This window comes from Streptococcus sp. 20925_1_22 (assembly GCF_041431685.1).
Classification (GTDB): domain Bacteria; phylum Bacillota; class Bacilli; order Lactobacillales; family Streptococcaceae; genus Streptococcus.
On sequence record NZ_JAPVYE010000003.1, the window covers coordinates 317,667 to 336,552 of the forward strand.

The window sequence follows — 18,886 nt, forward strand, 5'->3', positions numbered from 1 at the left end:
ATTTTATCATGTTTATTCATGTTGACTTTTTAAATGCAGAGCAAAGCCGGCAGTCACTTTTTCAAATCCAACCGCCTGATAAAACTGATGTGCAGCATTTCGTTCAGCAGTTAATCCACTATTTAGAGTCAGTGCCTTAACTCCTTCTTTTACCGCTTGTTTTTTCAATTCATCGATTAGCCTACTAGCAATTCCTTGTCGTCTTGTTTCTTTTGCAACTGACAAAGCCAAAATACGATAATAAGATCCATCTGCTTCAAAAAAGAAGAGCTTTGCATAACCTAAGAAACCTAAAATTTCTCCGTTTCTTTCAGCTAACAGACAGCCATAATGCGGCTGAGAGAGAATCATTTCTAAACGTCGAGCCAGCTTAGAAGCGGTCGTTGGATAGCCCAAGTCTTCGTATAGAGACAGTAAGGCTTCAGCATCTTTCATGGTTGCTTTTCGTATCTGCATAGGAGCCTCCTAGTCTCCCTTCAAAGCTTCAAACTTAGCTTTCATAGTAGGATTTTTGCGTGTCAGTTTCTTGACAGAGACGTCGTCCAGTTTGTTGTTTGCCAAGCGCAGCTGGTTTTCAGAGGTCGTCAGGAATTTCTTGATTTCTTCCATCCGGCGGATAGCCTTGTCAATCTCTTCGATAGCCTTGCCAAAGTTGGTTGATGCAGACTGATAGTTCTTAGCGAAAGCTACTTTAAAGGCAGCCAAATCTTCCTCAAAATGCGTAATATCAATATTCTGCTCCCGCACCAAGGCCAGTTCCTGCTTGTACTGGAGCGAGTTAAGCGCAGCATTGCGCAAGAGGGTAATCATGGGCAAGAAGAACTGTGGTCGGATAACATACATCTTCTCATAGGCATAGGACACATCGACAATACCCGAATTGTAGAGCTCGCTGTCAGCCTCAAGAAGTGTCACCAGAATAGCATACTCACAGCCTTTCTCCCGCCGGTCCTTATCCAGCTCTTTGAAGAAATGCTCGTTTTTCTTCTTGGTCGCTGTCTCATCGCCTTCATTTTTCATCTCAAACATGATGGAGAGGATTTCTACACCATTTTCATCCACCTCACGGTAAATGTAGTCACCCTTGCTGCCGGTTCTGGCATCATTGTCCTTGCCAAACTCCGCTCGTGGAAACATAGCCATACGATTCTTGTTAAACTCGTACTCGCAGTGCTGTTCCAAACTCTCGCCAATCATCTTAGTAGACTGCTTGGCCTTAAAATCCTTGTAGAACTCTATAGTCTCATCTTTCTGCCGCAGCTCTACCTCATAGCGCTCTTTGAGAGAGGTCTGAGCCAGCGCTGCTTCCTTTTCTTGCAGAACTAGCTGATTCTTAACCTCGTCTCGCTCTTTTTCCAGCACAGACAAGGTCTTTTGCAGTTGATTTTCATGCTCCAAGCGCAGAGTTGTCAGCTGACTTTCCAATTGCTGAACTTCCTTATCCTTCTCCTGCAATTGAAGACTAGCTGCCTGCTCCGCCTCTTTCTTTGCCAATTCCTGCCGGGTCTCAAACTGAGCAATCTGACTTTGAAGCTTGCTAATTTCTTGATCTTTCTGCGATAGCAGAGCTTGTTGGGCATTCTGGGATTTTTGCTCTGCTAAAGCCAGCTCCTGCTCAATCCGAGCATCAATCTCCTTGTCAAACTCTGCAGTTCGAACCTGCGACAAAAGCTCACTGTACTGGCTCTCATTGACAGTAAAAACCTCCCCGCAGTTGGGGCATTTGATTTCATTCATAGGGTACCTCTTCATTTAAAATTAAAAATTTTATTCCTTTTCTTTTCCAAGTTGATAGATTATATGGCTATCATTTATTATTTGCTATTCTTTTTTTCATCATTCTCTCAAATTCACTAATCTACTTTTCATGACTATCAACTATTATACCATTCCTGCCAATAAATGAAAAACAGCAAGCCAAGTGGCTTGCTCGATTTTCACGGAATTAAAATGCTATGTCCATGATCCTCTGGGAGGTAATAAGATATGTCCCCTGCACTGCTTCCTAGTCTACTCTTGCTAAAAATGGAATATAGCTTTGAATCATTCTCAGAATCAATAACAAAACGTCCATTCTCAAAACTTATAGATGCAGATGCTGAAGAATCTTGAAAGATAGATTGTTCACTTTGAGAACGAACCACTCCTTTCATGGTTGCAACTTCTTCAGGATATTTTTCAAAGGATATATCGAAACTAAGCTCTCTAGAAGAAGATGGAAAATAGGACTGATGTTCACTCAGACGAATACTTTGAATCTTTCCCAATGATTGTTCGAGTTCTGGAAGTTCCCTATACAGTTCTGACTGAATCGCTGATTTGAAATTTTCCTGATGTACTTGCAGCCATTCATTAAAGAAACGAGTCGCCCTTTCTTTTTGAACCCGATACACGATATTCTTTCCTGAATCAGCAAGAGCATTCGAAAAATTATACAAGGCTTCCTTTGCATCATCCTGCTCTCGCTTCCAATCCCAAGTAGAGTCTTCCGATATTTCAATCTCGCCCATATACCAGGTACTCATATCCTGACTTTTATCTTTATAAGGGTTAGGATGGATAAAAGTAAAGGGTGCAATGCCAGCATCTGGAAAAGATAATTCAGCTCTTAATGATTGTTCTTTATTATCATTGACATAGGCTGAAAAATAGATATGATAATTCCCACTCACGTCACCTCCATTGTCATACTCTCCGCTAGCAGAACCTGGCAAAAGTGTCACAGATTTTATGTGTTTCTTTTCGAAATCCAGGTTTTCTATAATTTCTTTTTTGATAGAATCTTGATGCTCAAGAATAAACTTACCATCGTTACTATATTGAGGCTTAGTCAAAAATGGTAGATTTATAATAAGAATCGGAAGGGCAATAACAATGAAAAGAATAAAAATCCACTTTTTCGATTTAAACATGGGACCCCCTACTATTTTGATTAACAAAGATAGTTTTATTATACCATTCTTTTTTCAGATGAAAAACAGCAAGCCAAATGACTTACTGTTTCATTTTATCACTCACCCATCTTAATCCGCCAGCTAGCGGCTATTTTTCTTTCTTGGATAAACTTACTATAGATACCTTGTTTGGCTAGTAAGTCTTGATGTTTGCCTTGCTCGACAATGCGGCCTTGATCCAGCACCAAAATCTGGTCTGCATGCTCAACCGTCTTGAGTCGGTGGGCAATCATGATAATGGTCTTATTGCGAGTCAGTGCCTGAATAGCCTGCATGAGGGCTTCTTCGTTTTCTGGATCAACATTGGCTGTTGCTTCATCCAGAATGATAATAGGCGCATCTTTGATAATTGCCCGTGCGATGGAAATGCGCTGGCGCTCACCTCCAGAAAGACTGGCACCTCCTTCACCAATCTTGGTGTCATAGCCATCAGGCAGTGAGAGGATAAAGTCATGACAGGCAGCTTTCTTGGCAGCCTCTATCACTTCTTCCTGACTGGCCTCCGGCTTGCCAAAACGAATGTTATTAGCAATGGTATCCTCAAAGAGATAGACGCTTTGGAAGACAAAGCTGAAATTACGAATCAGGCTGTCATAGCTGTAATCTCTAACATCATGTCCGTCCAGACTGATACTTCCCTGGTCCACATCCCAGAAGCGGGCGATGAGGTTGCAGAGCGTTGTTTTGCCTGATCCAGAAGATCCGACCAAGGCAGTTGTCGTTTTTTCGGGAATAGTGAGGGAAACCCGGTCAATGATTTTCTTATTTCCATAAGAGAAGCTAACGTCTCTCAGATCAATCCGGCTGCTCTTAGGCTCAATATCCTGACCGCTGATGTCCATCGGCTGGATAGCCAATACTTGATTGACCATATCAACCGACAAATCAACAATGCGCAGGAGAGAAGAGAAAGAGCCAACGCCGTCTAGATTTTCATAAATCATAAAACCACTGACAATCATCATAATGGTTACCAGTAGCTCCATACTGCCATTGAGATAAAAATAGATAGAGAAAAGACCCATAAAGAGACCGGTCAGCTTGGTCACCATGCCTTGGAGGGCAATGTAAGGTGAGGTCACGAGTGTCATTTTGGTATCTAGCTGACTCTTGCCTTCAATAGCCTTGGACAGCTTCTTGGCAGAACGGTTGACCAGATTGTAGTTCTTAACTTCAGCAATTCCTTGGCTGTACTCCAAAACAACAGCTACCAAGTCCATATCCGCCTGATACTTGTCATCAGAAACCTTGCCAACTTGCCAACGCATGAGAGTATTTGGCAGGAGAAAGAGGACGAGACCCACCAAGAGAACCAGTCCAACCCGCCAATCATAGAGAAAGACCAAAACAGTGATGAGACCAGTCGTCAGAAAGCCCTGCACAGTCATCATAACTACTCGTGTGGCCACATCAGACAGTCCTTCCAGCGTATTAGTCGTAACACTGGTAATCTTGCCCAAGCTATTTTGATTAAAGTAACCCATGGGCAGATAGCGCATGTGCTCCGCAATTTCAATCCGCTTCTGAGCACAGGTATGATAGCCAGCTTCTGTCTGCAGCATGGTGATTTTTAGTGTAATCCAGACATTTAGCATAGTGGATATCAGCATGATACCCAGAGCTAGCCAGAAGGTCTGCATAGAGAGATTCTTCTCAATCAGCCCCATGACGATTAGACCGATTGCTGGAATACGTAGAGCAATAATAAAGGACTTGACGATGCCCAGATAAATGGATTGATAAAATTTCCTACGGTCCTCTGCCGTACAGAAATCAAAGAATTTCTTCAGTATGTTAAGCATGAGTCAGCCCTCCTTCCATCTCACCACTATCCCTAATAGCTATATGAGCCTGCCACATGGAAGCATAGAGCGGACTGGTCGCTAACAACTCTTCATGCCGGCCCCTAGCTTCAATCCGACCATCATTAACTAGAACTATCTGGTCTGCACTCATAATCGTAGACAGCCTGTGGGCAATGACAATCAAGGTCCGTCCTTCAATCAGACGAGCTAGACTGGACTGAATTCGTGCTTCATTTTCCGGATCTGCATAAGCAGTCGCTTCATCCAAAATAAGAATTGGCGCATCCTTAAGCATGGCACGGGCGATGGCAATCCGCTGACGCTCCCCACCAGATAGATGACCGCCACCAGAGCCTACCTGAGTCTCAAATCCGTTTTCTAAGTTCATGATAAAGTCATAACAGCCACAACGACGGGCAATGTCAATAACCTCTTCATCCGAAGCTGCCGGATTCCCCATCCGGATATTTTCCATAATAGTCTCATCAAAGAGATAGTTATCTTGGGTCACGTAAGCAATCTGCCGACTGTAATAGTCTAGCGGAAGCTGGCGGATGTCCAAGCCACCATAGGTAATCTGACCAGAAGTGACATCCCAGAAAGAAGCTAGAAGCTTGGCAATTGTAGACTTACCTGAGCCTGATGGCCCAACTAAAGCATTGATGCTGCCAGTCTTAATATCTAGCGAAATTCCATGCAGCACCTCCTCTTCATCTGTATAGCCAAAGCTGACATCCGTCATGACCAGATCCCTTCCTTTTGGAAGTTCTCTCAGCTCCTGAGGCCTTTTCAAATCAGGCTTTTCCAAAATATCAATGACTTGGCCAAAAATAGTGCTGATTTTCCGTAAATCGTCCATATAACTAGCAACTAAAATCAGAGGAGTCAGAAGACTGAGCGATAGAATAATCATCAGAATGAAATTGCCAGCAGTCAGGCTGCCTTGCAGATAGAAATAACAGCCAGCCGGCAGCAGAAAGAGCAAGCCTGATGGCAGAAATGCAGTCACAATGCCCATCTCCAGATTGAACTTGCGCATCCACTCAATAAAGCAGTCTGCTCCTTCTCTAGCAGCCGTCACAAACTTATCGTAAGAAAATTTTTCTTTGCCAAAAACCTTGATAACCTCAATCCCATTGATATATTCCACTGCTGTATCATTGAGTTTTTTGGTCTTGACCAGAGTATTTTGATAGTCTGCTTCGCTATTGACAGCCATCCGCATATAGGCCAGCACCACGATGGGAATAGTCAGGAGAGACAGCAAGGTCAGCCGCCAATCAATAACCAGCATAGCAATGAGAACAATAATCGGACCAAAAATCCCAGCGGTAAACTCTGGAATCAGGTGAGCCAAGGTCGTTTCGGTCGCATCCACCCGCTCAACGATAATGTTTTTATAACTGCCTGATGACTGACTAAGCACTGTACCTAGAGGCAGCCTAGCCAGCTTGTCTGTCAGGCGATGCCGCATTTCTGCTAGAATCTTAAAAGTAGCTGTATGCGACAGCATGGTGGAAATACCGTGAAATCCCCAGTAGCCAATCCAGGCCAGACCTGCCCACGCTGACTGCTGCAGGTAAAAATCCCAGTTTTTATTGCCAGCCAAGAGATGATTAATCATTCCACCAATAAAGAAATAAGGCAGAAATCCTGAAATCACAGAGGCAAAGGCAAAGATCAGACTGAGCACAAAATACATCTTATGAAGGGAAACAAAGTCCCAGATCCAAGCAAGAACAGATTTTTTCTTCATAGAATTTCCTTCTTTCTATCAAAAACCTAGCAAACTTCCCCAGTCAAACAAGTCCATGATGGAATGGCAAAATTCCAGCGCCTGCTCTTGGGGCCAGTCTTGAGCCAAGGGCTCAAATACAGCTGTGTAATAAGCCGTCATGCACGATCGCAGAAACTCGTGTTTGACCAAATGATTGTTCTTTCCCTCTTTGTAAGCCAGCTCCAAATAGCGATAAGTCTCGTCTGCAGCCAAATGAGGCAGACGCATCCTGAAGTCCGCTTGCGAAGAACCCTGAGATTTAAAGAGCAAGAGCTGCATAATATCCTTATGCTCATAGAGAATCCGCATCAGGGACTGGAGATCCTCTAAGCGATGTGCCCACATGTCGGACAGGTGCCCCTCTTCTAGGAAATCATAGTCACGTCGCTTCTGCTCTTGTCCATACTGGTCTAAGGCTGTCAGAGTAGGCTCAAGCAGAGCAGTAAAGAGACTGTCCTTACTCTCATAGCGCTTATAAAAAGCCCCAGTCGTCAAGCCAGCAGCGCGACAAATTCTCCGCAGTGAAGCATCTTGATAGCCATAAGCCAAGAACTCACTCCTCGCGCTTTCCAAGATTTTTTCATTTAACTCATCTGTTTCTTTTTTCATGATTTTAATTCGATAACACCGTTATCACCTTTCTTCTTTTATTATAAATTCTGACAATTTAACTGTCAAGGAAAAACAAAAAAAGCCGAAAAATATTTTCATCGGTCCATATCTCTTACTTTTGTAAACATAACAAAAGGAGCTTGCGAACAAGCTCCTCTATAATTTTACATTTTATCAGGTGCATAAATCATGCCCGTACAGTCGAAATCTTCCTGTCGGCGAAAGCCGAGCTCTTGATAAAAAGCTAGATTTTTATCTGATTGCTCCGTCGCCAACTGGATTTGGTAAACATCCTTAAAACTTTCCAGCGTATGCTGAAGAAGGCTTCGGCCAATCCCCTGACGCTGGTAGTGTGGATACACCAGCAAATCCTGAATAAAGACAATGGTGAGCCCATCTCCGACCGCTCGGATCAAACCAACCAACTTGTCTTCGTCATAGGCCGCCATCACAAACAACGACTGATGGAAGGCTTGCTCTAGACGCTGAGGATGATTGGTGTAATTGCTCCAACCTACTGAAGCGTAGAGGTCTAGCACTGCCGCAAAATCCAGCTGAGGATTTGTTTTATAATGAATCATGGCTACCTCCTTATCTTGTCGGAAACTATTTTCCGTTTGCTTGCATCTTCATCGAACTTGAGTCAGCACTCCGTCTTGCATCTCATAGACCTTGTCAACCTCGTCCAGAAGGCGGGTATCATGGGTAATCATGACCACGCTCTTATGGAATTTCTGGGTCACCTCTTTGAGCAGATGAACCACGCGCTTGGCCCGCTCTGTATCCAGACTAGCTGTCGGCTCATCAGCCAAAATAATATCTGGGCTATTGTAAAGTGCTCGGGCGATAGCAGCTCTCTGCCGTTCTCCGCCAGACAATTCTTTCGGATACTGCTTGAGAGTTCCTTTAAGATCTAGCAACTCAATCAGACTGTCTAGATCCGTCCTTTCCTTTTTAGATAAGCGGTCAATCAGCTGAAACTGGTCTTCGATTTTCAAAAAAGGTATGAGATTGGAAGCCTGCAAAATAAAACCGAAATCATTGAAACGCAGAGCAGCCCGTTCCTTTTCCTTGAGCTGGGAAGTATCTTTCCCATGCAGGAAAATCTGTCCTTTTGAAGGTGTTTGTAAATGCCCCAGCAAGGTCAGAAGGGTTGTTTTACCCGATCCTGACGGGCCAATAATAGCTACAAACTGCCCCGCTTCCAATCGGAAATCAGTTGGTTTCAGGGCTTGGACCAGCGTATGCCCCTGACCATATTCTTTTGTAACACCTTTTAGTTCTATGATTGACATTTACTCACCTCCGATCGCTGTGATAGGGTCAATTTTCAGAACCCGGTGAATGGACAAAAGTCCGCCAGCCAGTGACATGAAAACAATCAGGACAATCAATCCAGCATAAGCTCGCCAGTCACTGTAAAAAGGCATAGAAGTTGGCAAGACTAGCTGGGTTCCCAAAAGAGCCAAGACAGCTAAGCTGATTCCCAGAGTGGACAGGATGAAAATCTGCCAAAAAATAGAAGCAATAATCTTCCCACTGGCAATTCCTTGGGCGCGCATAATACCGTAAAGATGCGTCTTTTGGATGGTAATGATGTACATGAAAATTCCCAATACCAAAAATGTGATCAGAACCATGGCCCCAATCATAAAGGAAAAAGTCAGTACCTGAGGCTGATAACCAGGGATATTTTCTATAAAATCACTCATAGAGAGCTGACTAAGTCCTGCTTCTTCAATCTTCTGACCATCCTTGACCACAAGTGCGCTGATGTTCTTAACCTGACTTGAGCCGTACTTTAATTCCCTGAAATCATCTAGATCCATAAAAATTACAGGTTGCGTAAAGAAGCTATTATCCTCTGTGAAACCAACAACCTGATAGAGGCGCTCACTGCCATTGAGCTGAAGTTGATCGCCTAGTTTTACACCTTTTTGCTGCAGGCGCTTATCCGCAATAACTTCATAAGCATTCTCAGCAGGACGTCCCTCAATAATGTCAGGCGCCAGAAAACTATCCCAAGAGAGACCAAAAACCTGAGCATTGAGTTTATCAGTCCCATCTTCATAATTGGCCACTGCTGACGTCTGTCCCAAAGCCGCAATTGAGTCCCCTTGAAGCAGGCGGCTGTATTCCTCTTCCTTGAGAGTCGAAGCTATTAGATTCTTATTGGCGTACTCTGACAAAACGATCGATTCAGCCTGCCATTGGTCCAAAGCCAGGCGATTGAGCCTAGCCAAACCGACGGAAAGACTAGATAAAAAGAAAACCATATAGGTAATGAGAAAGACCACAGCAACCACTAAACGATAGCGTCCGCGGCTGTAGACAATCTCTTTAAAAGCTAAAAACAAAGCTGTCCTCCTTCGAGATATTCGAGACTATTATACCATAAAGAAGCAAGCTGGAAAAACTATCCTGTCAATCCCCCTCCATATGCTCTCTAACAAAGCCCGCCAGACCGACAGAGGTCACCCTAGCATGAAAATCACTCATTTGCTGAGCCTTGTAGAGAGGATGAGCCAGCCAGTAAGTCAGGGTTCCCATAAAGGACGCGGCTTGATGATTCAGGAGCAAGTCCACCTCAACCTCCTCTAAATGTGGATCAGCCAAGGAAATACTCTGCGAGAAAATCTCCCTCAAAGCTTCCTGCAATCGCCTCGAACTAGTTGGACTGCCATTTGGACCTAAAAGAATGGCCAAGTCTTCCAAGTAAGGCTCAAAAAAATGAAAAAGATTTTGTTTCTCATGGATATAGTCTTCCACTTTAAAATCCTTTTCTAACTTGAACAAGCAGGCAGACTCTAGAGCCTCTTGATAATAGGCCTGCAAATCATCTAGCAAGCGGTCTTCTATCTTCTCCAGCAGATCATATTTATCCAAATAATACCGATAAAAAGTACTGCGATTCACCTCCGCCAAGTCAATCAATTGGCGAATGCTGATTGTCTCAAAAGTCTGCTCTTTCATCAACTGCAGCAAGCTAGTCTCTATCTGCTTTTCTGTCTTTCTTCTTTTTTTCTCATACATGCCATTCACCTCAAAATGCAACAGTCTCTCTAAAATTGATGCTTGTCTACCATCCAGCTCCCACTATATAATAAATATAAGCAGAAGACAAGAACAAGAGGATTAAAAATGAAGATTATTATCAATCAAAAGGAAGTCAGTCAAGAAAGAATTGAGCACTGGCGGAAGAAGAGAATCCATAAAGCAGCTAAGATACTTAATCTACAGCTACCTAGTACTGACAACACGGAGATTTTAGACCAAGCCCTACTGGAATCAAAAATGAAGCTGACATACGAAGATCTAATCCAGCAAATCGGAACAAAACTCAAATGGAGCCAATATTTAATGAAATGGGCGGCCAAATGGTCCAAGAAACCTAGAAAAAAAGCAATCATCACGATTTTTGAAAGTGGACTGACTGCTGCTTCTTTCAGTAAAACGCTAGAAAAGTTGATGCTAGAAAAAACAGATGCTCATAAAAGCGTCAATCTTGGTGCCTGTCCAGACCATTATGCCTTGCAGCCCCACGGCAGCAAACTTGAAGTCATTGAGACTGCAGGAAACAGCCCACTGCCAACACAGTTTTTTCTTAAGCTTGATTGTGAAGCTGAGATAGAGGAGCCTCGTGATGCGTCTTATCCCTTCCAAACTGTCGGTGCCGCCAGTCTAGTGAACGGTTGCAATATCGGTGGAATTCGCCATCAGTTTCGCGACACAGAAAAAGGCCTAGAAGCCCGATTCTGCGTCGAATTTCCCAGGCTTTGTCCAGACAGCCTTATCAAAGAACACCAGCTCCACCTGGCTGCCGAATGGTCAAGATGGATAATTTGGTGCAAAGAGCATAAAGAATGAATTTCCTTTCCTAAAAAATACCTATCAAGCCATACAAAAACAGCCTACTGCCATCTTAAAGAGATCGCAGCAAGGCTGTTTTTCTTCTACATTTAATCAAAGACAATCATAGACTTAATGGTCTTGCGTTCATCCATGTCTTTATAAGCTTGATCAATATCTGCCAGTTTGTAGCTTGAAGTAAAGACGCGACCTGGATTAATATCACCATCAAGAACTGCCTTGAGCAAGATTTGCTTGTCGTAAGTCGTGACAGAGGCTGCTCCTCCTGCCACTGTAATATTTTGAGCAAAGGTAGAACCAAGAGCTCGGTTATTATAGTGAGGCACACCGACAAAGCCCAAGCGGCCGCCGTTGTGCAGGACTCCTAGAGCTTGATCAACAGCTGCTTCTGTTCCGACACATTCCAGAGCGGCATCTGCACCACCACCAAGGATTTCACGGACCTTGGCAATTCCTTCTTCGCCACGTTCTGCAACAACAGCTGTCGCACCTGACTCTAAGGCCATCTTTTGTCGATCTTCGTGACGGCTCATAAGAACGATTTGGGAAGCACCACGCATTTTAGCAGCGATAACAGCGCATTGTCCAACAGCTCCGTCACCAATCACGACAACCTTATCACCAGGCTTGACGTCTGCCACTCGTGCAGCATGGTAACCCGTTGGCATGACATCAGCCAGTGTCAAGAGTGATTTGAGCATGCCTTCTGTATAATCAGAGGGCTGACCCGGAATTTTGATAAGAGCCCAGTTAGCAAATTCGAAGCGCATATATTCAGCTTGCACTCCATCTGACCAGTTATTCCCAATATGAGAATCACAAGTGCCATCAAATCCTGCCCGACATGCATCACATTGCCCGCATCCATGAGTAAATGGAGCAATAACAAAATCGCCAGGTTTAACAGTCGTTACTGCATCCCCGATTTCTTCGACAATTCCAATCGCTTCATGCCCACTATTTTGATGGCCGGCTTCAATATCTGGACTGCGGTAGCGCCATAGGTCAGAGCCACAGACACAGGTCCGAACAATCCGAATAATAGCATCATCTGCCTCAATGATTTGCGGACGATCAATCTCAGTCAGTCCAACTTGACCTGCTTTTGTATAAACTGCCAATTTCATCGTTTCTTCTCCTTTGATATCTTTATAATAACTATTATACAACTTAGAGCACCCTTCAAGTCAAATTTTTGACATCATTTAAGATAAAATTCTTATAAAAAAGGAAACTCCTTTCTCAGAGTTTCCTAGTTAGATTTCCTCACTGCTCTTCCTGTTGTCCTGAGCAGAATGAGAAGCGCTTTACTGCTTGGTAAAGGTCAGAGTGTCTGGATCATCATCCAATTCGTCCACAATCAGCTGATTGCCATTTTGGCGGTAACTTTTGACATCATCACCAACAATCAGTCTTTGATTAGCAGCATCTACTTGTACCTGCTTGATTTCCTTACTGCCATCAACCTCGGTCTCAGTCCAGGTACCAGTCGTACCATTGATTTCCAGGACATGCTGGTCACCATCATGGTCGGTTGCTTGATAGCGCCCGTCTAGATTAGTAGCCTGCCCTGCATTTGATGATGAAGAAGGCTGATTAGAGGAAGATGTGGCTGATGACTGCGAAGTCTGATTTTGCGCAGATTGTGATGTCTGGCCTTGTGTATTCTGTGATGAACTAGTATTCCCTCCTTGGTTGGTATTGCCTGAGCAGGCAGCCAGTAGAACTGCCGCTGTCAGAGATAGAATTCCGATAAAGGCTTTTTTTGTAATCGTCATATCGCTTTCTCCTTTTTCTACATTTGTAGTTTATACTTATATTCTACACTTGTCTGTTTCATTTGTCAAGAAAAAGCAGTTTTTATTATAAGGAAAATATATCTAAAGGAAATGAATCACTCTGACTGAACTTTGCTATTCAGACGCTGCTTGTTCTCTAAGTCTTCCCGAGTTCTCTTGACAAAATAGTTCCCAGTCGTATAATATTTCTATAAAAGATAAAAGGAGAAGATCATGCCAATCAGAAAAGCCCAAGTCAGTGATATTCCTACATTACAAGGACTCCTTCAGCAAGTCCTGCTTGTCCACCATCAAGCTCGGCCGGACATTTTCAAGGCCAAGGGCAGCAAGTTTAGCAATGAAGAGCTAGAGAAGATTCTGGTACAAGATTCCACCCCTATTTTCGTCTTTGAAAATGAAGATGGAGAAATCCTTGGTCACCTCTTTTGCTCCATCAAGGAACCTGTCAGTCCTATACTCAATCCCATCAAGACACTTTTTATCGAGGATTTATGTGTAGATGAGAAAGCCAGAGGGCAAAAGGTTGGCGAGCAGCTTTACCGCTTTGCGGAAGACTATGCTCGGAAAATCAGCTGCTATAATCTGACTCTCAATGTTTGGAACGACAATGTCGGAGCCCTGCGTTTCTATGAGCGATTAGGGCTTCAGGCTCAGGAAACTGTAATGGAGAAGATACTTTGATTTGAGAGAACAATTTCAGGAAACGCTAGCAATAGTTTTCGGATATACCCTACCAGCAGAATCAACTATTTTATTTGCCCAGAAAATCTGCGCCAGTATAAAACCGAAATTGAGCACCGCGATGATATTCAATATCCCTTCTACGACAGCTTCCCAGGCTACCATGAGACGGAGACAGCTGATATCAAGGAGATTATCGCTGAGCAAAAGGCTAAGGGTATTGACATCCTGACGGATGGAGAATACTCCAAGTCCATGTGGCATCTGGACTTTGTCTGGGGACTTAAGGGAATCGAGCGCTACATTGCTGACCACGGCTATACCTTCAAAGACCACGACGGTGGGCAATACGAGACCCGTAAGGATATTGGTATCCGCATCACAGCACCACTCTCTGGTAAAAACCATCACTTTATCGAGATTTATAAGCTAGTCAAGGAAGAGGCAGCTGGTGAAGATACCAAGCTGACTGTCTGGGGGCCTGCCCACGCTTATACTGAGTTAGCTGTCTTTGACCGCTTGGCGGGACCGGGACAAGTTTATGAGACCAATGAAGATTTGAAAAAAGGCTTGATTCAATCTTATAAGGAATTTTTGGACGACTATAAGGCTGCTGGCGGACAGATTATCCAGTTTGACGACTGCCTCTGGGAGCTTTTTGACGAGTCCAACCCTGCTAGCTTCTATACAGAGGGCAATGCCAGTCTGGCTGACCTAGCAGACGAGTTTGTCGCTATTAATAACGAAGTCGTAGACTACGCTCATGAGTTAGGACTGACTGTCTGGACCCACAACTGCCGTGGTAACTACGAAAGCCGCTCTGCTGCCGAGGGTACCTACGAAGCTATCGCGGAAAAATTCCTGCGCGACCAACACTATGACCGCTACTTCCTAGAGTGGGACAGCGATGTAGCTGGTGATGTATCAGCCCTAGCAGCTTTGAAGGACAAGGATGCGGAAGTTGTTTTAGGATTGCTTTCCAGTAAGACGACAGGCTTGGATGAGGAAAAACGCGTCCTAGACCTGCTTGAGAAAGCAGCAACTGTTCTACCAAAAGAGCGACTCCTGCTCTCCCACCAATGTGGCTTCGCCTCTTGTGACTCTGGAAACGAACTCACCATTGAGCAACAATGGGCCAAAATCAAACAAGGCCAAGAAATCGCTCAGAAATTCTGGGGATAATGAGCAAAAAAGCGGTATGACCGCTTTTTTCAATGCTTTTAAAATCAATTTGGGGCTGAATTAGATTTCTTTGATGAACTCCAGTTTCATCTGCATCTGTTCAACATATTAAATCTTGGAGTATCAGGAAAGTTCAATTCGCTTGAGCCAATTTTCAACCAAGGCAGTAAAGAGAGCCTCTTGATCTATCTGTGCATTGTGGCCAGCAAGATCCATCACAGCATAGGTTGCCCTTGGAAAATAGTGAGACATTTGCGCTAACTGCTCGAAGCCCACGACTTGATCCTGCTTTCCTGCTATAAAAAGGCTGGGCTCGTCATAGCCCTCTTCCTGTATCTCTTGATCTACTTCAAACGAAAAAGAATAGTTTTCTTGCAGCTTTTGGACAAAGGGAGCATTCACCATCTGAAGCTCTACTAGGATTTCTTTTTTAAACCGTTGATAAGTTTCTTTAGTCTGTAAAATCACTAAATCAACGAAATCTTCGCTTTTGCCTGCTATATCAAACTCAACCTCTCTAATTACCAGAGTATCTTTAGGCAAAATTCTTTCTTTCGGATTGGGTACAACTACTGGACAAATAAGCAGCAAACCATCAATCTCCGACCTTTTCTTAGCCAAAATTCCTCGAGCAAGATAGCCACCATAAGACTCTCCAGCTAAGAGAAAAGTTTGTTCGCTGATTACAGTCTCTATAAAGTTCAAGAGCATCTCTAAAATCGCATCCGCACTTGCAAAAGCAGGATTGGCATCAGACCTACCCATGCCAGGTAAATCTAAATAAATCCTTTTATAGTCAGCATGTTTCTCAAAAATGGGTTCCAAACATCCTTCCATCAATTCAGATGAACAGCCCAAACCATGAATTGCCAAGACTGGCTTTCCTTGACCAATCACTTTATAATATAATTTATTTCCCTGATAAGTAAAAAACATTTTTTCTCCAATCATACCTTAAAGACACGTTTTGCTCAAGGTGGAGCCTTTATCGAAACTAGTCAAAATAATATTGTTAATAAGCCTAACAAATTATTCTTATCATCTACACCCCTCAAAGCTACTAGACGAGCAAGCTTATTCTTTCACCTGGATTTCAGTTCCTCATTCTTCATCCCCAAATAACAAAGTGGAATTCTGCAGATAAGGATTGGGATACTTGACTAGCAGGTTCCTTACAGCTGTTACCAAGTCTTTCTGCTCAGCCTGACCGGATTGGTAACGAAGCAAAAGATGCATAAAATCTTCTTTTTCAGTTGTACTGGCTTTTTTCTTAAAATAGCCCCAAACATGCTGAAAGGCATTGCAGACCTGACCGCGATTTTCAGGCAGGGCTATCGCCTGATCAATCAAGCCTTGAACATGTGCTGCTTCCACCGAGTCGCTTTTTAGATATTGGCGGATTTCCAGATAGATCTTACTGGAATGACTGAGAACCAGATATTTATTTCTAGCCCAAAGAGTCTGACATTGGGAGATTTGGTTTGAATTTTCCATGATTACTTTTCCTACTGATTTTCAATTTCGAATACTTCTCGTTTCGTCTACATCTTTGCTCGCATCCTAGTAATAAGCTTGCCATAATAGAAAGCAAAGCGAAACTGTAAATCAACTATGATTGGAAAAAGATTTCGAAAAGTATTAATCAAAATCCCCAATCACATGACTGGGGAATCGTTCATTAACGTACCTCTGCGCCGAGTTTTTCGATCAGAGATTTTTCGATTTTTTCCATGTATTTAGCCACTTCCTCGTCAGTCAGGCTAGCTTCTGGATTTTGGAAAGTCAGGCTGTAGGCCATGGATTTGAGGCCAACACCCAGCTTGTCACCAGAGAAGATATCAAAGAGCTTAATATCGGTCAAGCGCTTGATACCAGCTGCTTGGATTGCATCAAGGACCTCTTGGTGAGTGATTTCAGCCTTGAGCAAGAGTGCCACATCCCGGCTGACAGCTGGGAATTTAGTGATTTCTACAAATGGCTGTGCTGGTTGGAGCTGCTCTTCGATAGCAGACAGGTTGAGCTCAGCCACATAAGTTTCAGGAATATCGTAAGCCTTGGCTGTCGCAGGATGGACTTGGCCGACAAAGCCGACAGGCTGGCCATTGATAGAGATTAAAGCAGTCCGACCAGGATGCAGGCTCTTAATCTGGTTGCTAGCCGCGTATTCAGCTGTCAAGCCCAACTTAGCAAAGAGTGCTTCCACCACACCCTTAGCATAGAAGAAATCAACTGCTACTGGCTTAGTTTGGAAGTCTTTTTCATTAACCAGACCTGTCAAAGCAAAGGCAAAGCTATTGATTTCGTTTGGCAGATCTTCCTTAGGATCGCCAGTCTGCTCAAATATTTTTCCAATCTCATAGAGAGCTAGATTCTTATTTTTACGAGCTACATTGTAGGCTAGGGAGTCCAAAATGCCAGAAACCATGTTCTGACGAAGAACAGAACGCTCCACCGTCATTGGCCACATGAGCTCAGTCAAGTTACTAGGATTGAGAGTGAACTCAATCGCCTTTTCTGGCGTCGTCAAAGCATAGGTGATGATTTCTGTCAGTCCAGCTCCTTCTGCTAAGGTCCGTACTTGACGGCGCAGTTGTTGCGTTGCAGTCAATTCACCAGCAGTCCCGTCATCTTTTGGCAGACTAGCTGGCAATTTGTCATAGCCGTAAATGCGGGCAATTTCTTCATAGAGATCCGCTTCGATTGAAATATCCCAGCGACGGCGAGGGACACTGACAGTGAACTGTTCAGCATTTCCTGATAAGCCAAAGCCAAGTCTGTGAAAGACATCCACAATATCTGTATACAGCAAGTCTGTTCCCAAAACTCGGTTGACATCCGCGAGACTAGACACCACTTCTACATCACTAGTGTCTAAGCTACCAGCGGATACGATACCAGCCTGAACAGTTGCACCTGCTAAGTCTACAATCATGCTTGCTGCTGCATCCATGGCCTCATTAACCGCTGCCACATTGATGCCTTTTTCAAAGCGGGAAGATGATTCCGAGCGCAGATTAAGTCTCCCGCTGGTCTTACGGATTGATTTACCATCAAAGACTGCTGCCTCCAGAACAACACGAGTGGACTTACCAGAAATTTCAGTCGCTGCTCCGCCCATGACACCTGCAAGGGCCACTGGCTTATCCGCCACAGTGATGACTAGGTCGCTGACTTCCAGCTCCCGCTCTTCACCGTCCAGCGTTACCAGTTTTTCACCAGCACGCGCTTCCCGCACAACAATCTGGTCACCCTCAAACGTATCCAAATCAAAGGCATGCATGGGCTGACCAAAGTAGAGCAGGATGTAGTTGGTCACGTCCACTACATTGTTAATCGGACGGATTCCTTCGTTCATGAGGAGATTTTGCAGCCACTGAGGACTTGGGGCAATGGTGACATTTTCCAAGATACGAGCCGCGTAATAAGGGGCTTTCTCTGTCTCAAGGACTACTGAAAGGCTGTCAGCTGCCTGCTTTTCATTTTCCTCCAACGGGAAATCCTTGAACTGTACTGACTTGTCATAGATAGCAGCCACTTCATGAGCCACCCCACGCATAGACAGAGCATCAGCCCGGTTTGGCGTGATAGAAAGCTCGATAATCTCATCGTCCAAGTCCAGATAAGAGAAGACTTCCTCACCTGGCACTGCTTCTTCAGGCAGGATTTGAATGCCATCCGCAAATTCCTTTGGCACAACAGAATCAGAAATACCCAGCTCACCGAGAGAGCAGATCATGCCCAGTGACTCTAAGCCACGGATTTTCCCTTTTTTAATCTTATAATTGTCGGCAATGCGAGCACCCGGCAGAGCAACCATGACCTTGATGCCGGCGCGAATATTTGGAGCACCACAGACAATCTGACGGTTCTCCTCTTCTCCGATATTGACTTGACAAACATGCAGGTGGGTATCAGGAACATCCTCACAAGATACCACCTCACCAACAACAATTTTAGACAGGCCAGCAGCTGGTGATGTCACACCTTCCACTTCAATTCCTGTCGTAGACATTTTCTCAGCCAGCTCAGCGCTCGCCACATCAATGTCTACTAACTCTTTTAACCACTTATAACTTACTAGCATATTTAAGATATTAAGACCGGCCAATTGCCAAGGCAATTGGTAAAAGCGACCAAATTTTAGGGTTTTGTCTGAAAGCCCGATTTCAGACAAATCATCTAAATTTAAAGCTTTTAGGTCGTATC

General features: G+C 44.0%; 18 protein-coding genes. 3 read left to right on the forward strand and 15 right to left on the reverse strand.

Features of this window, described 5'->3' with window-relative positions; genetic code table 11:
- Positions 1 to 12 precede the first annotated feature (12 nt).
- The 10 genes from O3621_RS05900 to O3621_RS05945 all read right to left on the reverse strand — a co-directional run bounded on the left by O3621_RS05900 (position 13) and on the right by O3621_RS05945 (position 10,181).
- Positions 13 to 456, reverse strand: a complete 444-nt coding sequence (locus tag O3621_RS05900; protein WP_314449446.1) for a GNAT family N-acetyltransferase — start codon at positions 454 to 456, stop codon at positions 13 to 15.
- 9 nt (positions 457 to 465) lie between these two features.
- A complete protein-coding gene (locus O3621_RS05905) occupies positions 466 to 1,737 on the reverse strand; it encodes a DUF2130 domain-containing protein (RefSeq protein WP_314449444.1) in 1,272 nt (423 codons plus the stop codon).
- 200 nt (positions 1,738 to 1,937) lie between these two features.
- Positions 1,938 to 2,912, reverse strand: coding sequence for a hypothetical protein (locus tag O3621_RS05910; RefSeq protein WP_314449443.1), 975 nt, complete (start codon positions 2,910 to 2,912; stop codon positions 1,938 to 1,940).
- 98 nt (positions 2,913 to 3,010) lie between these two features.
- Complete coding sequence (locus tag O3621_RS05915) at positions 3,011 to 4,756, reverse strand: ABC transporter ATP-binding protein (protein WP_314449441.1); 1,746 nt, start codon at positions 4,754 to 4,756, stop codon at positions 3,011 to 3,013.
- On the reverse strand, positions 4,749 to 6,515 hold the full coding sequence (locus O3621_RS05920) for an ABC transporter ATP-binding protein (protein WP_268697680.1): 1,767 nt from the start codon (positions 6,513 to 6,515) through the stop codon (positions 4,749 to 4,751). Before O3621_RS05920 ends, O3621_RS05915 begins: the two co-directional genes overlap by 8 nt.
- An 18-nt stretch (positions 6,516 to 6,533) precedes the next feature.
- Positions 6,534 to 7,145, reverse strand: coding sequence for a TetR/AcrR family transcriptional regulator (locus O3621_RS05925; protein ID WP_268697681.1), 612 nt, complete (start codon positions 7,143 to 7,145; stop codon positions 6,534 to 6,536).
- Positions 7,146 to 7,312: 167 nt separating this feature from the next.
- Positions 7,313 to 7,729 carry a GNAT family N-acetyltransferase gene (locus tag O3621_RS05930; RefSeq protein ID WP_268697682.1) on the reverse strand — a complete coding sequence of 139 codons (417 nt, stop codon included), beginning with the start codon at positions 7,727 to 7,729 and terminating at the stop codon, positions 7,313 to 7,315.
- 48 nt (positions 7,730 to 7,777) lie between these two features.
- Positions 7,778 to 8,443, reverse strand: coding sequence for an ABC transporter ATP-binding protein (locus O3621_RS05935; protein WP_314449436.1), 666 nt, complete (start codon positions 8,441 to 8,443; stop codon positions 7,778 to 7,780).
- Positions 8,444 to 9,505: an ABC transporter permease gene (locus O3621_RS05940; RefSeq protein ID WP_314449433.1), complete on the reverse strand. Its 1,062-nt coding sequence runs from the start codon at positions 9,503 to 9,505 to the stop codon at positions 8,444 to 8,446.
- A gap of 67 nt (positions 9,506 to 9,572) precedes the next feature.
- A complete protein-coding gene (locus O3621_RS05945) occupies positions 9,573 to 10,181 on the reverse strand; it encodes a TetR/AcrR family transcriptional regulator (protein ID WP_111675961.1) in 609 nt (202 codons plus the stop codon).
- Between the two features lie 108 nt (positions 10,182 to 10,289).
- On the opposite strand from O3621_RS05945, the gene O3621_RS05950 reads away from it, so the two are divergent.
- A complete protein-coding gene (locus O3621_RS05950; RefSeq protein WP_314449430.1) occupies positions 10,290 to 11,015 on the forward strand; it encodes a hypothetical protein in 726 nt (241 codons plus the stop codon).
- Positions 11,016 to 11,107: 92 nt separating this feature from the next.
- Here O3621_RS05950 and O3621_RS05955 read toward each other — a convergent pair whose 3' ends face one another.
- Positions 11,108 to 12,145, reverse strand: a complete 1,038-nt coding sequence (locus tag O3621_RS05955; protein ID WP_268697685.1) for a zinc-binding dehydrogenase — start codon at positions 12,143 to 12,145, stop codon at positions 11,108 to 11,110.
- A 180-nt stretch (positions 12,146 to 12,325) separates the two neighbouring features.
- On the reverse strand, positions 12,326 to 12,796 hold the full coding sequence (locus tag O3621_RS05960; protein ID WP_125352755.1) for an SP_0198 family lipoprotein: 471 nt from the start codon (positions 12,794 to 12,796) through the stop codon (positions 12,326 to 12,328).
- Between the two features lie 234 nt (positions 12,797 to 13,030).
- Here O3621_RS05960 and O3621_RS05965 point away from each other — a divergent pair, with 234 nt between their 5' ends.
- Both O3621_RS05965 and O3621_RS05970 read left to right on the forward strand, forming a co-directional pair.
- Positions 13,031 to 13,498 carry a GNAT family N-acetyltransferase gene (locus O3621_RS05965; RefSeq protein ID WP_268697686.1) on the forward strand — a complete coding sequence of 156 codons (468 nt, stop codon included), beginning with the start codon at positions 13,031 to 13,033 and terminating at the stop codon, positions 13,496 to 13,498.
- Positions 13,499 to 13,540: 42 nt separating this feature from the next.
- Positions 13,541 to 14,680: a cobalamin-independent methionine synthase II family protein gene (locus tag O3621_RS05970; RefSeq protein ID WP_314449494.1), complete on the forward strand. Its 1,140-nt coding sequence runs from the start codon at positions 13,541 to 13,543 to the stop codon at positions 14,678 to 14,680.
- Positions 14,681 to 14,803: 123 nt separating this feature from the next.
- Here O3621_RS05970 and O3621_RS05975 read toward each other — a convergent pair whose 3' ends face one another.
- From O3621_RS05975 to pheT, 3 genes are all read right to left on the reverse strand, one after another.
- A complete protein-coding gene (locus tag O3621_RS05975) occupies positions 14,804 to 15,631 on the reverse strand; it encodes an alpha/beta hydrolase (protein ID WP_314449421.1) in 828 nt (275 codons plus the stop codon).
- A 150-nt stretch (positions 15,632 to 15,781) separates the two neighbouring features.
- The gene (locus O3621_RS05980; protein ID WP_125351719.1) at positions 15,782 to 16,174 is read right to left on the reverse strand and encodes a YbgA family protein; all 393 of its coding nucleotides are present in this window, start codon (positions 16,172 to 16,174) and stop codon (positions 15,782 to 15,784) included.
- Between the two features lie 184 nt (positions 16,175 to 16,358).
- Entirely contained in the window at positions 16,359 to 18,800 is a 2,442-nt protein-coding gene (gene pheT, locus O3621_RS05985) for a phenylalanine--tRNA ligase subunit beta (protein ID WP_371513947.1), read from the reverse strand.
- Positions 18,801 to 18,886 lie beyond the last annotated feature (86 nt).

Coding starts and splice junctions, on each gene's coding strand:
- O3621_RS05900 (WP_314449446.1), bottom strand. CDS start 456: ATGCAGATACGAAAAGCAACCATGAAAGATGCTGAAGCCTTACTGTCT.
- O3621_RS05905 (WP_314449444.1), bottom strand. CDS start 1,737: ATGAATGAAATCAAATGCCCCAACTGCGGGGAGGTTTTTACTGTCAAT.
- O3621_RS05910 (WP_314449443.1), bottom strand. CDS start 2,912: ATGTTTAAATCGAAAAAGTGGATTTTTATTCTTTTCATTGTTATTGCC.
- O3621_RS05915 (WP_314449441.1), bottom strand. CDS start 4,756: ATGCTTAACATACTGAAGAAATTCTTTGATTTCTGTACGGCAGAGGAC.
- O3621_RS05920 (WP_268697680.1), bottom strand. CDS start 6,515: ATGAAGAAAAAATCTGTTCTTGCTTGGATCTGGGACTTTGTTTCCCTT.
- O3621_RS05925 (WP_268697681.1), bottom strand. CDS start 7,145: ATGAAAAAAGAAACAGATGAGTTAAATGAAAAAATCTTGGAAAGCGCG.
- O3621_RS05930 (WP_268697682.1), bottom strand. CDS start 7,729: ATGATTCATTATAAAACAAATCCTCAGCTGGATTTTGCGGCAGTGCTA.
- O3621_RS05935 (WP_314449436.1), bottom strand. CDS start 8,443: ATGTCAATCATAGAACTAAAAGGTGTTACAAAAGAATATGGTCAGGGG.
- O3621_RS05945 (WP_111675961.1), bottom strand. CDS start 10,181: ATGTATGAGAAAAAAAGAAGAAAGACAGAAAAGCAGATAGAGACTAGC.
- O3621_RS05950 (WP_314449430.1), top strand. CDS start 10,290: ATGAAGATTATTATCAATCAAAAGGAAGTCAGTCAAGAAAGAATTGAG.
- O3621_RS05955 (WP_268697685.1), bottom strand. CDS start 12,145: ATGAAATTGGCAGTTTATACAAAAGCAGGTCAAGTTGGACTGACTGAG.
- O3621_RS05960 (WP_125352755.1), bottom strand. CDS start 12,796: ATGACGATTACAAAAAAAGCCTTTATCGGAATTCTATCTCTGACAGCG.
- O3621_RS05965 (WP_268697686.1), top strand. CDS start 13,031: ATGCCAATCAGAAAAGCCCAAGTCAGTGATATTCCTACATTACAAGGA.
- O3621_RS05975 (WP_314449421.1), bottom strand. CDS start 15,631: ATGATTGGAGAAAAAATGTTTTTTACTTATCAGGGAAATAAATTATAT.
- O3621_RS05980 (WP_125351719.1), bottom strand. CDS start 16,174: ATGGAAAATTCAAACCAAATCTCCCAATGTCAGACTCTTTGGGCTAGA.